Source organism: Streptomyces sp. NBC_00376 (genome assembly GCF_036077095.1).
Taxonomy (GTDB): Bacteria; Actinomycetota; Actinomycetes; order Streptomycetales; family Streptomycetaceae; genus Streptomyces.
This window is the reverse complement of record NZ_CP107961.1, coordinates 56445-68184: the sequence shown is the minus strand read 5'-3', so window position 1 is coordinate 68184 and position 11740 is coordinate 56445. Positions and strand designations below refer to the sequence as shown.

At 72.6% G+C, this 11740-nt stretch carries 9 protein-coding genes; 3 read left to right on the top strand and 6 right to left on the bottom strand.

The genetic code is table 11. The annotated features are described in order from the left end of the window. Nucleotides 1–246 precede the first annotated feature (246 nt). The 3 genes from OG842_RS40605 (at nucleotide 247) to OG842_RS40595 (ending at nucleotide 5352) form a co-directional block, all read left to right on the top strand. A complete protein-coding gene (locus OG842_RS40605) occupies nucleotides 247–3300 on the top strand; it encodes a helix-turn-helix transcriptional regulator (protein ID WP_328512707.1) in 3054 nt (1017 codons plus the stop codon). 166 nt (nucleotides 3301–3466) lie between these two features. After that, nucleotides 3467–4213, top strand: a complete 747-nt coding sequence (locus OG842_RS40600; protein ID WP_266737997.1) for a thioesterase II family protein — start codon at nucleotides 3467–3469, stop codon at nucleotides 4211–4213. Next, nucleotides 4210–5352 (top strand): AfsR/SARP family transcriptional regulator, encoded by a 1143-nt coding sequence (locus OG842_RS40595; RefSeq protein ID WP_266737998.1) that lies wholly within the window; start codon nucleotides 4210–4212, stop codon nucleotides 5350–5352. Before OG842_RS40600 ends, OG842_RS40595 begins: the two co-directional genes overlap by 4 nt. Here OG842_RS40595 and OG842_RS40590 read toward each other — a convergent pair. The 6 genes from OG842_RS40590 to OG842_RS40565 all read right to left on the bottom strand — a co-directional run bounded on the left by OG842_RS40590 (nucleotide 5324) and on the right by OG842_RS40565 (nucleotide 11517). Continuing rightward, the gene (locus OG842_RS40590; protein ID WP_266737999.1) at nucleotides 5324–5599 is read right to left on the bottom strand and encodes an acyl-CoA carboxylase subunit epsilon; all 276 of its coding nucleotides are present in this window, start codon (nucleotides 5597–5599) and stop codon (nucleotides 5324–5326) included. The two genes, OG842_RS40595 and OG842_RS40590, sit on opposite strands and share 29 nt — an antisense overlap. Next, a complete protein-coding gene (locus OG842_RS40585; protein ID WP_328512731.1) occupies nucleotides 5596–7185 on the bottom strand; it encodes an acyl-CoA carboxylase subunit beta in 1590 nt (529 codons plus the stop codon). Before OG842_RS40585 ends, OG842_RS40590 begins: the two co-directional genes overlap by 4 nt. 158 nt (nucleotides 7186–7343) lie before the next feature. Beyond that, a complete protein-coding gene (locus OG842_RS40580) occupies nucleotides 7344–8264 on the bottom strand; it encodes a 4'-phosphopantetheinyl transferase family protein (protein ID WP_266738001.1) in 921 nt (306 codons plus the stop codon). A gap of 20 nt (nucleotides 8265–8284) precedes the next feature. Then, nucleotides 8285–10063, bottom strand: coding sequence for an acyl-CoA dehydrogenase (locus OG842_RS40575; protein ID WP_266738003.1), 1779 nt, complete (start codon nucleotides 10061–10063; stop codon nucleotides 8285–8287). A gap of 373 nt (nucleotides 10064–10436) precedes the next feature. Continuing rightward, nucleotides 10437–11231 (bottom strand): acyltransferase domain-containing protein, encoded by a 795-nt coding sequence (locus tag OG842_RS40570; RefSeq protein WP_328512706.1) that lies wholly within the window; start codon nucleotides 11229–11231, stop codon nucleotides 10437–10439. Beyond that, entirely contained in the window at nucleotides 11221–11517 is a 297-nt protein-coding gene (locus OG842_RS40565; RefSeq protein WP_266738007.1) for an antibiotic biosynthesis monooxygenase family protein, read from the bottom strand. The genes OG842_RS40570 and OG842_RS40565 overlap by 11 nt, the downstream gene beginning before the upstream one ends. Nucleotides 11518–11740: the final 223 nt, after the last annotated feature.

Below are 11740 nucleotides of genomic sequence, written 5' to 3'. Positions count from 1 at the left end.
CCCCCGTCCCACCGGGTCTTCCGATCGGGTCGTCCAACCAGGTACTGCAGTCGGGGCGGCGGACCACGAGTTTCGGCCAGAAGCTCGTGGTCCGCCGCCCCGACCGTTCTCGAACGGGTGTCCCGCGTGGTGTTCCGCCCCGGCTCGACCCGCCCTGTAGGCGTCGGCAGCAGCCTTTGTGCCTTAGGGGTTACGCGTCGGCTAGATGCTCAGGGGGGCGCAGTGGAGCGGGACTGCCGTGAAGCGTTGGACGGTCTTGCCCGGCAACTCGGCGAGTGCGCCGACGGCGCCGGCCAGCTCGCGCTGATCTCAGGGGGCCTGGCCAGCGGAAAGACACGTCTGCTCCACGAGTTCTCGCGGTATGCGAGGGAGTCGGGTGCGCTGTATCTGACGGCCACCGGATCGCGCGCGGAGGACGATTTCCCGGTAGGGGGCGTGGATCAGCTGTTCCGCAACCCGGACATCCCGCCGGAGGTCGCCGAGTGCGCCGCCCGGCTGCTGCCGGACGCGACGGGGGCCGCCGGGGCGGCCGGTGCCGTCCATGAACTCACCGTACGGCTGCTGGAACTGGCCAGACACCGCCCGCTGGTCGTCAGCATCGACGACATCCAGTTCGCCGACGAGTTCACCCTGCGGCTGGTCCGGCATCTGCGGCAGCGGATCGCCTCGGCGCGGGTCCTGATCGTGCTGACCGAGTGGAGCTGGGCCCACCCGGCGATGACGCGCTTCCACGCCGAGATCACACAGCATCCGCATCTGCGGCTGCGGCTGGCGCCGATGGACGAACCAGCCCTGCGGCAACTGATCGCAGAACAGACCACCGACCGTGCCGAATCCCCCACCCCAGCGCAGCCCGCGCCCGAGCACGAATGCGAGTACGAGCACGAGCACGAGTACGAGTACGACGCATCCTCGTTACTGCGGTTGACTGGCGGCAATCCGCTGTTGGCGGGGGCGCTGCTGGAGGACCACCGGGCCTGGCAGCTGGCGCATCCCGGTGCGACGGCCGAACACCCGGTGGTCGGTTCGTCGTACGCGCAAGGAGTACTGAACTGCCTCTACCGCTGGGACACGGGTCTGCTGACCGTGGCGCAGGGGCTGGCCGTCCTGGGCCCGGAGCGGGCCTCGGCCCCGCTGGTGGCGCAGTTGGTCGCGCTGCCGGTGGACGTGGTCGAGCAGGTGCTGAACGTCCTGTCGGCCGCGGGAGTGCTGGACGGTGTGCGGTTCCACCCCGTGGCCGCGCAGGCCGTTCTGGGCACGCTCGCACCCGGGGAGCGGGCACGGCTGCACGCCACCGCCGCCGAACTGCTGCAGCTCCGGGGCACGGATCCGGTGACGGTCGCGGAACAGTTGATCGCCTCCGCAACCGCGACCACAGCTGCGCCCTCGACTGCGACCACGACCACGGCTGCGCCCTGGCCTGCATGGGCGGCCGATGTGCTGCGCCGCGCGGCGGCCGAGGCGGCCACGGGTGACGATGTCGAGCTGGTGACCCGCTGTCTGGAGCTGGCGCTGGAGGCGACCGCGGACCCGGCGGAGCAGGAGGTGCTGCGGCGCGGACTGTCCCGGGCAGTGTGGCAGGTCGATCCGGCGGCGTCCGACCGCTGGCAGGCCGCCCCGCGCAGCGCGCTCGCGCAGGGCGCACTCGCCGGGCGGGAAGCGCTGCCTCTGCTGAAGCAGGCCTTGTGGAAGGGCGACACCGGAACCGCGCGCACGGCCCGTGAGGCGTACGAGCAGCGCGGGGCCGGCCGGGACGGTGACCGGTACGCGGAGGCCGAACTCCACCTGGCGTACCGCTGGTTCTACGGCCCCGGAACCGACGCAGGCACAAACACAAGCCCCAGCACACTCACGGGCACAGGCACAGGCACAGGCACAGACACAGGTACAGGTACAGGCACACGCACAGGCGCAGGCGCAGGTGGGGACCCGCACCGGGAGGATCCGTGGATCCGGGCGGTGCACGCCGTCGCGGAGGGCGCGGCGGGGGCGAACGCGCGGGGCGCACTGCCCAGCGCGGAACACATCCTGGAAAGCTGCCGACCGGGCGATTCCCTGCTGGAGGTCGTGCTGGCCGCGCTGTTCACCCTGATCGGCGGCAACCAGCTCCAACAGGCCGGGGAGCAGACGGAACGGCTGTACGCGGAGGCGAGGCGGCGCGGCGCGCTCACCTGGCAGGCCGCCCTGGGCACCGTACGGGCCGAGATCGCACTGGGCAGGGGTGAGCCGGCGGCGGCCGCCAACCGGGCGCGGGCCGCACTCGACGTGCTGTCGCCCCAGGGCTGGGGTGTGATGCGGGGGTACCCGCTGAGCGTGCTGATCTCCGCGCAGACGGCGATGGGCCGGCACACAGAGGCCGAGGAACCGATTCGCCAGATGGCTCCGGAGGCCATGCCGACCACGGTGTGGGGCCTGCGCTTCCTGTGCGCCCGCGGTCACCATCACCTGGCGGCCGACCGGCTGCTCGCGGCCGTCCGGGACTTCCAGACCTGCGGCAGTCTGGCCCAGGAAGCTCATCTGGACCTTCCCTTCGTGCCGTGGCGCATCGGCCTGGCGGAGGCGCATCTACGGCTCGGCCGTACGGTCGTCGCCCGGGACCTGGTCAAGCAGCAGTTGGACCGGGCGCAGGCGATCGGCCCGCGTACCCGGGGGATCTCGTTGCGGCTGCTCGCGGCGTGCGGCGAGCTGATGCAGCGGCCGGCTCTGCTGCGCAAGTCCGTCGAGGTGCTTCAGGCGGCGGGCGACCGGATGGAGCTGGCACGTTCGCTGGCGGATCTCTCCGTGGCCTGCCGCAATGTCGGCGAGCTGGACGAGGCCCGGGCGGCCTCCTGGCGCGCGGCCCAGGAGGCGAAGATCTGCCAGTCCGGGTTCAGGGCAGCGGCTGCGGCCGATGCCGTGACGCATGCGCCGCGTATGTCACGTACGCCGCACACAGGGCACGGGGCCACGGCCCATGCGGCCGAGTGGGGCGAACAGGCCTCGGGCACCGCAAAGATCGGTGGTGCCGGTGGGATCGGTGGGATCGGTGACGCCAGAGGCATTGGTGACACCAGGGGCGTTGGCGGTCTCAGAAATGTCGGTGATGCCGGTGATTCGGAGGCGTCGCTGCTCAGCGATGCGGAGAACCGGGTGGCCCTGCTGGCCGCCCGTGGCTTCAGCAACCGGGACATCAGCCAGCAGTTGTTCATCACGGTGAGCACGGTCGAGCAGCACCTGACGCGCGTCTACCGGAAGTTGGGGGTCAGCAGCCGCCGGGCCCTGCCCACCCGTCTTCTGACACCTCCCCTGCAGGCTCTGTGACCAGTGACCTGCGTCCCCCGTGAGGGCTTCCTCAAGAACTCCCTCAAGAACTCTCTCAAGAACGCTCTCATGTCCGCTCGAACACCGATCGGGCATTACGCCCGAGGCGCGGGTGACGGACTAGCGTCGCCATGACAGGCTCCTCGCCCGTGGAACGGAGATCACGATGCGATTCGGCGGCACCCTGCGGCTGTTCGTGTTCCCGCACGCGGGCGGCTCCCGGCTGATGTTCAACGAGTGGGCCCGGCTCTTCCCGGCGGGCTGGCGGCTGCTGCCGCAGGACTATCCGGGGCACGGGCTGCTGGCCGGCGAACCGCCGATCGGTGACGCGGACACGCTCGTGGACTGGTTCCTGGACCGGCTGTCCGCCGAACTCGACGACGCGGACGTGCCCTTCGCCTGCTTCGGGCACAGCATGGGCTCCCTGATCGCGTTCGAACTGACCCGCAGGCTCGTCGACGAGGGCCGCCGGCCACCCGTGTGGCTGGGCCTGTCGGGCTGCGGGGCGCCGCGTCCCGGCCGGCCGGCCGAGGAGCCCGGCGAGCTGACCGACGCGGAACTGCGCCGCAAGTTGATCCGGCTGGGCGGCACCCCGCCACGCATCCTGGACAACCCGGAGCTGTGGAGCGTCTTCGCCCCCGTCATCCGGGCGGACATCTCCCTCGTACGGAACTGGCGTCCGCCGCAGAACGTGACGCCGCTGCCCGTGCCGCTCACCGTGTTCCACGGCGAGCAGGACACCACCGCGCCCGCGGGACCGCTGGAGCAGTGGGCGGAGTCCACCGACCACTTCCTCGGTGTCCGGCGCTTCGAGGGCGGCCACTTCTACTTCCAGGACGATCCGGCGGCGCTGGCCGACGCGGTCACCGCCGATGTGCGGGCCGGACTGGAGGCCCTGGCAGGCACCCCGTGACCGAGTTCCGCATCCTGGGGCCGGTCGAGGTCCACGACGGCCGGACGGGGCGGCGCGTCGTCCCGTCCGGCACCAAGCAGCGCACGCTGCTCGCCGCCCTCGTCGTCGAGGCAGGACGGACGCTGACGGTCGACCGGCTGGCCGACGAGCTGTGGGGCGACGAACCGCCGCAGCGGGCGGCCAACGCGGTACAGGCCCATGTGGCCCGGCTGCGCCGGATGCTGAGCGATTCCGGCGACGGGGACTGGATCAGCACCGAGCCCATGGGTTATCTGCTCCGGCTGGGCAGCGCCACCACGGACGCCCAGCGCTTCCAGCGGCTCTCCGCCGAGGGCCGCGCCGCGGCCTCCACCGACCCGGCGCACGCCACCGAACTGCTGGAGCGCGCGCTGGCGGTGTGGCGCGGACCGGCGCTGCAGGACTGTCTGCGCGGGCCGCTGTGCGCGGCCGAGGCCGAGCGGTTCGAGGAACACCGGCTGGCGACCCTGGAGAAGCTGTACGAGACACGTCTGCACGAGACACGGCTGCGCTCGGCGCCGCTCGATGACGTCACGGGTGAGCTGGAGCGGCTGACGTACGAGCATCCGCTGCGGGAGCGGTTCTACGACCTGTCGATGGTCGCGCTGTGCCTGGCGGGCCGGCCCGCCGAGGCGCTCGGTGTGTACGAACGGGCGCGCAAGGTCCTGCTCCACATGCTCGGCGTGGAACCGGGCCCGGCGCTGCGTGCCCGGATGGAAGCGACGATCCGGCACTCGCCGTTCGCGGACCTCGGGACGACACCTCCGCCGCGCACCCTGGCACACGACGCGTCGGGCGGTACGCCCAGCGGCACTCCCGGCGGCATGCCTGGCAGCCCCTCTGGCAGTACTCCCAGCAGTACCCCCGGCGGCATTTCGGATGTGGCGGCCCTGCTCGATCTCGGCGGTACGGTCGCCCGGCTGCGGGAGCGCGTCGATGAGCTCTCCCGTGAGCAGGGCACCCTGCTGCGCAGGATCGACGAGCTCGCGGCCGCCGCGGGCGGCGGCGCGCAGAGCCGGGAGTACGGCGGAGCCGCCCGACGGACACGGACGGCCCGGAACTCCCTCGCCGGGCAGGAGTCCGGGCCCGTGATCACGAGGCCCATGCCCCCGGCGGCGTGAACGGGGCGGGCCCGCGGTGACGGAGCGCCCGGACCGGCGCGACGGAGGAGGTCCGTTCCTGCCCCCGTGCCCCGTTCTCCCGTGCCTCGTTCGCCAGCCGGATCCGGGCCGTGAGCAGCACGGCCAGGGCGGCGACCTCCTCGGCCGTCGGGTTCCCCTTGGAGACCCGGACGGACGCCGAGGTGAGCGCGACGACGGGGTTCCCGTTCCCGGTGATGGCCGGCGTCCTGCTCCCGGCGGCGGTCACAGCGGCAGGTTCCCGTGCTTGCGGCTGGGCTGCTCGGCGTACTTCGTACGGAGCATGTCCAGGGTGGAGATCAGCCGGGCGCGGGTGTCGGCCGGGTCGATGACGTCGTCGACGAGGCCGCGTTCGGCCGCGTAGTACGGGTGCATCAGCTCGGTCTGGTACTCCTTGATCTTCTGCCGGCGGGTCTCCTCCGGGTTGTCCGAGGCGTTGATCTCCCGGCGGAAGATGACGTTCGCGGCGCCTTCGGCTCCCATGACGGCGATCTCGTTCGAGGGCCAGGCCAGGGCGATGTCGGCGCCGATGGAACGGGAGTCCATGACGATGTACGCGCCGCCGTAGGCCTTGCGCACCACCAGCGAGATGCGCGGCACCGTCGCGTTGCAGTAGGCGTACAGGAGCTTGGCGCCGTGCCGGATGATGCCGTTGTGTTCCTGGTCGACGCCGGGCAGGAAGCCCGGGACGTCGATCAGGGTGACCAGCGGGATGCTGAACGAGTCGCAGAACTGCACGAACCGCGCGGCCTTCTCGGAGGCGTGGATGTCCAGTACGCCCGCGAGGCAGGCCGGCTGGTTGGCCACGATGCCGACCACCTGGCCGCCGAGCCGGGCCAGGGCGCACACGATGTTCTGCGCCCACTGACTGTGCACCTCGAAGTAGTCGCCGTGGTCGGCGATCTCCTCGATCAGGTCGCGCATGTCGTACGAGCGGTTCGGCTGGGCCGGTACCAGGTCCAGCAGGCTCTCGTTGCGGCGGTCGACCGGGTCGTCGAGGTCGCCGGCGGGGGCGAGTTCGCGGTTGTTCTGCGGCAGGAGCGAGAGCAGGTGCCGTACGTCCTCCAAGCAGCTCTCCTCGTCGTCGTAGGCGAAGGCCGCGACGCCCGAGGACTCGGCGTGGCTGTCGGCGCCGCCTAGGTGCTCCATGCTGACGGCCTCGCCGGTGACCGCCTGGACGACGTCCGGGCCGGTGATGAACATCTGCGAGGTGCCGCGCACCATGAAGACGAAGTCCGTGAGCGCCGGGGAGTACGCGGCGCCGCCGGCGCACGGGCCGAGGATCACGGAGATCTGCGGTATGACACCGGAGTTGCGGACGTTGCGCTGGAAGATGCCGCCGTATCCGGCGAGCGCGGTCACGCCCTCCTGGATGCGGGCGCCCGCGCCGTCGCAGAGGCCCACGACGGGGGCGCCGGCGGCCTCGGCGAGGTCCATCAGTTTGTGGATCTTCTCGGCGTGGGCCTCGCCCAGTGCCCCGCCGAAAATGCGGAAGTCGTGGGCGTAGGTGAAGACGGTGCGGCCGTGGACCTTGCCCCAGCCGATGACGACGCCGTCGGTGTGGGGCTTCTTGTCCTCCAGGCCGAAGCCGGTTGCGCGGTGTCTGCGCAACCCTTCGACCTCGTTGAACGTGCCCTCGTCGAAGAAGAGGGCGATGCGTTCCCGGGCGGTCAGTTTGCCCTTGGCGTGCTGTGCGGCGGTGGCCCGCTCTCCGGGTCCGGATTCGGCAAGCGCCTGTATGGCGTGGAGTTCGGCCGTGCGCTCGCGCATGGTCGCGACACGGTTCTCGTCGCGGCCCGCGGCGGCCGGGCGCATGCTCCCGGGTTCCGGGGCCGGCGCGGTCTTCAGCGGTTTTTCCTCGACGATGCTCATGGAGGCCCTTTCGACACAGAGGCACCGGGTTCCGGCCGGTGTCGCGTCGTCCAGCATCGGCGCAGGCGCTACAGCCGGACTCGAATAACGCACGGGAACGCCTACGGCTCCGGTACAGGGTTTTCCGCCCGGCTCCCCGTCCTGTCTTCCGTCTGGTGTTCCGTCCGGTCCTCCGCCCCGATCAGTCCGGAGACCGTCGCCATGAACCCCTCGTCGAGCATGGTGGCGGCGGCGGTGTCCCGGGAGGTGTCCAGGCCGGTGTCGTGGCAGGCGATGCTGACGAGGTAGCGGCCGAGCACCGGGTAGGTGCCGAACGCCCACTCTCCATGGGCGGCGGGGGTGCCGTCGGGGGCGAGCAGGCCGGTGTCACCGGAGGATCCGGAGGCGCCGGAGGATCCGGAGGCGAAGCCGAACGAGGAGAAGTCGAGCCGCAGGCCCTGGCCGAGCGCCTTGGTGTAGGCCTCCTTCAGGGTCCACAGCCGCAGCATCCCCGCGGTCTGTTCCGCCTCCGGGAGAGCGGCGAGCGTGTCCCGTTCCGCCGGGGTGCAGACCTGGTCCTGGAGCAGTTCGAACGACAGCTTGCGGTCCACGGGTTCGGTGTCGATCCCGATGCGCCCGGTGCGGCTGATGCCGACGGCGATCAGGTCGTCGGTGTGGGTGAGGCTCAGGTCGATCTGGTCGAAGCCCCGCAGGTAGGGCCGGCCGCCGACCTTGTACGCCAGGTCGAGCTGGGCGGGCGAGGTGCCGAGCGCGGCGGCGGCCGTGTACTTGACGGCCAGCCGGGATGCCACGAAGCGGTACCGCAGGACGGGGTCGGCGGTCTGCCGGTAGCGCGGCCAGTCCCGCCCCAGCAGCGGGCGCAGCACCGGGTCGGCGAGGGCGGCGGGCAGCCATTCGCCCCAGGTGGTGAACACGGATGCGTTGCCGCGCCGGGCCAGCCCCTCACGGACCTCGTACCAGGGCCCCGCGGGGCCGGTGGCGTGCACGGGTGGCGTGATGCGACGTGCGGCTTCCGCGTCCATGGGCGGCCTCCTCGGGCCGGTCACAGGGCCAGTTCGGTGGAGTCGAGGTCGTAGCTGAGGCCGGTGCGGTAGCGGCGTACGAGTTCGTCGAGGACCTGGGTGCGGCAGTCCTCGGGCAGCTCCGGCATCGGGATGCCGAGGCGCCCGCCGATCCGGGTGAGGGCGAGTACGGCCCAGGCGGGCGCGGCGAGGAAGGGGTCGCTGCCGTCCTGACCTTCCCAGGTGGCCAGGATCGCGGCGGCCGCGAGGACGAGGGAGTAGCGATCGCTGAGCACGCACCAGGCGGGGTCGGCGAGGGCGGCGGCGCCCGGCGGGATGGCCCGGCAGCGCTCGCGCAGGGCCCGCAGTTCGTCGGTGAACGCCTCGGCGAGATCGGCGAGTACGGCGAGCTGGCCGCCCAGGCTCCGTACGTCGGCCAGGCGGGCGGCGGCGCCGTTGAGGGAGGCGGCGAGGAAGTCGCCGCCTCCGGCGATGCCGAGGAGCCGGTAGTCGAGCAGGGGAAGCGAGGTGCCGGAACGGTACAGCTCGGGCGGCGGTTCCTCGTCCCGGAACCAGGCGTGTTCGGCGAGGCTGCGCAGCTGGGGCACGATCACGGCCTGGCAGGCGGCGGTTCCGGCGTGGCCGAGGCCGGCCACGGGCAGGTCGCGGGAGAGCTTGTCCAGCGCACCGTACTCGGGGGTGCCGTGCTCGTAACCGTGGGAGCCGAGGACGCTCGCGAGCTCCTCCAGGCTCTCCCGCAGCAGGTCGGGTACGACGTATTTGACGGCGGCGGCGAGGATGTGGGTGCGGTCGGGCAGCAGGCTCAGGGCGCGCAGCGCGATGGTGGCCATGCTGTCGCAGGCGAGCAGGTCGGCGAAGACCCCGGCGAGGGGCTTGTGCCGGCGGCGGGCGATGGGGCGGCTGCGGCCGGCGGTGGCGGCGCGGACGGCGGAGTGCAGGACGGTACCGGCGGCGGCGACGGCCGTTCCGGCGATGACGCAGCGGTTGACCTGGTAGGTGCGCAGCGCCAGGGCCACGCCTTCGCCCGGCCGGCCGACCAGGGCGTCGGCCGGTATGTCGCAGTCGGTGAACGACAGCCCGGAGAACAGGTTTCCCCGCATGCCGGCCGTGCGGATCCGGGGCAGCGCGCTGACCCCGGCGCCGAGGCCGTCGGGGTCGAGGAGCAGCACGGAGTGGCTGAGGGGAGTGCGGGCCGGGTCGGTCCGGGCATAGACGACGTAGGCCCCGGAGACGGCCGCGTTGATGATGACGTCCTTGCGGCCGGCGAGTGTGAAGCCGCCGCCGGGGCGTGTCCGGGCGGTGAACTCGTCGCGCAGGATGGCGTTGGAGTGGGCCAGTTCGTGGTGGACGATCGAGGCACGGCCGCCCGCGAGCAGCAGGTCGGCCGTCGCGCGCCGCTGGCCGGGGTTACCGGCCGCCCATACGGCGGAGGTGGCGAACAGCGAGGTGATACCGGCGCCGAAGCCGAGCGCGAGGTCGCGGCGGAAGACCGGGCGCAGCACCTTGACGAGCAGGTCGGCGCGGGTGAGCCGGCCGCCGAACTCGGCGGGTACGAACTCGGAGCCCAGCCCTGCTTCGACGAGGAGCCGTTCGGTGGCGGCGGGCGGTTCGTGGCGCTCGTCGGCGGCGAAGAGGGCGCCGAGACCGTGCGGGTTGGCGGGATCGTAGGGGTCGCCGAGGAGAGCTTCGAGCCGGGCGGCCCGGCGCAGGGCGTCGGTCTCCTCGGCGGCACGCCCGGCGGTCCGTTCCGCGTGGATCTGGGTGGTGGCCATGGTGGCGTGGATCAGCTCCTTCGTCACGGGACAGTCCTGGGGAGGGGGCTGAACATGTCCGCGAAGCGGCCGGGCGACACTGCGCCGGCACACCCGGTGGCCGCGGGGGGCGGGCCCGCCCCTGTGCGCGGAAGCTACGCGGGAGTTGCGCGGGGGTGTGCGGCAGTGCGTGGGCGTTGCACGGGAGTGTGGCGGCAGTGCGTGGGCATTGCGCGGCAGTACGCGGCAGCCGCGCGCGGGAGTATCAGCGTCGCCAGAGTCGCTCGACATCCGCTTGAGGCGGCCTAAAGCCGGGCCGGGGACGGGCCGGGGACGGGCCGGGGACGGGCCGGGGACGGGCCGGGGACCGCTGGTGGGAAGCCGTACCTCCGGCCCGGCTTCCGGCCTGCCCGGCATCCGGTCAGCCCGGTTCCCGGCCGAGTGCGTGTATCCGGCCGGCGACGCCGAGTACGGCGCGCAGTTCGCGGCCCGGACGGGTGTCCGCGGGGTCGGGCCCGCAGGGGTACGGACGGGGGAAGCCCGCCCGGACCAGGGTCCGTACCGCGTCGGTGGTGTGGGACATCCGGCGGGCCTCACTCAGCAGGTAGCCGGGCGAAAGCGGCTGCCGGTCCGGTCCGGGTCCCATGCTCCGGCCGGTCGTCGCGCACACCAGCGGAATCCGGGGCGGTGCGACGGCGCTGTCCGCCGCGGCCCGTGCGAACGCCGCCTCGGAGTCGAGGGCGGCGGCGAAGTCCCCGGCGAGCACGGCCGGGTGCACGGGGGCGAGCCTGCTGCGCGCGGCCACGAGCCGGGCCGCGTCGGCCAGGTTCAGCGCGTCCGCCACATGGGCCGCTGCGATCTCTCCGGCACCGTGGCCGGACACAGCGCCGACCCGGAGCCCCCACGACTGCCAGAGCCGGAAGACCGCCACGTGAAAGGCGAACAGGGCCGGCTGCCCGAATTCGGACCGGCGGATCAGAGCCGCGTCGACTCCGCCCTCGGGCGCGAACACCACGGCGGCCAGGGGCAGCCGCAGCCAGTGGTCGAGAGCGCCGCGCACGGTGTCGTACGCGGCGCGGAAGGCGGGAAAGGCGCCGTACAGCTCGCGGCCGAGGCCGGGCCGGATCCCGGCGCCACCGGTGAAGAGCACGGTCACGGCCGGGCCGGTCGGCGGCCGGCACCGGCGGGCGACCGGCGCCGGGGTCTCATCGGTCACGGGGAGCCGCCTCCACCGTCTCGTACAGACCGGGCTCGGGGGTGGCCAGCGGGCCGAGGTCCTTGACCAGGGCCTGGAACTCCTCGCTGCGCACGGCCCGCTGGTGGGCGGCGGGGTCCTCCCAGACGGCGAGTTCGAGGAAGACCCGCTCGTCGCCGAGGCTGCGCAGGCCCTCGTGGCCGAGGTAACCGGGCTGGCTGCTCATGTAGGCGGTCAGCCGGTCCTTGACGGCCAGGAACTCGTCGATGTCGCCGTGGACGGTCAGCTTGTTGACGAAGGTCACCATGTGAGGCTCCTCGGGTCGGCCACGGCAGCAGTGCCGTTTACGGGTACGGGGCGGGGCCGCCCCTGCGGATGCCACGCTCGGCGAGAAGGCTCAAGGAACCCCGGAAGAGCGCTCGACTCCCGCTTGAGGAAGCGCGGTGATCCGGCGGAGGGCGAAGGCCGCTTCCGGCGGGGCCCGGAGGGCGGGTCGTGACGGTTCCTCCGGGTTTTCCGGGGCGTGTCGC

What these genes read in the sequence shown, in the direction of transcription:
- OG842_RS40585 (WP_328512731.1), bottom strand. Translation starts at nt 7,185, where the DNA reads ATGCGCCCGGCCGCCGCGGGCCGCGACGAGAACCGTGTCGCGACCATG.
- OG842_RS40600 (WP_266737997.1), top strand. Translation starts at nt 3,467, where the DNA reads ATGCGATTCGGCGGCACCCTGCGGCTGTTCGTGTTCCCGCACGCGGGC.
- OG842_RS40580 (WP_266738001.1), bottom strand. Translation starts at nt 8,264, where the DNA reads ATGGACGCGGAAGCCGCACGTCGCATCACGCCACCCGTGCACGCCACC.
- OG842_RS40565 (WP_266738007.1), bottom strand. Translation starts at nt 11,517, where the DNA reads ATGGTGACCTTCGTCAACAAGCTGACCGTCCACGGCGACATCGACGAG.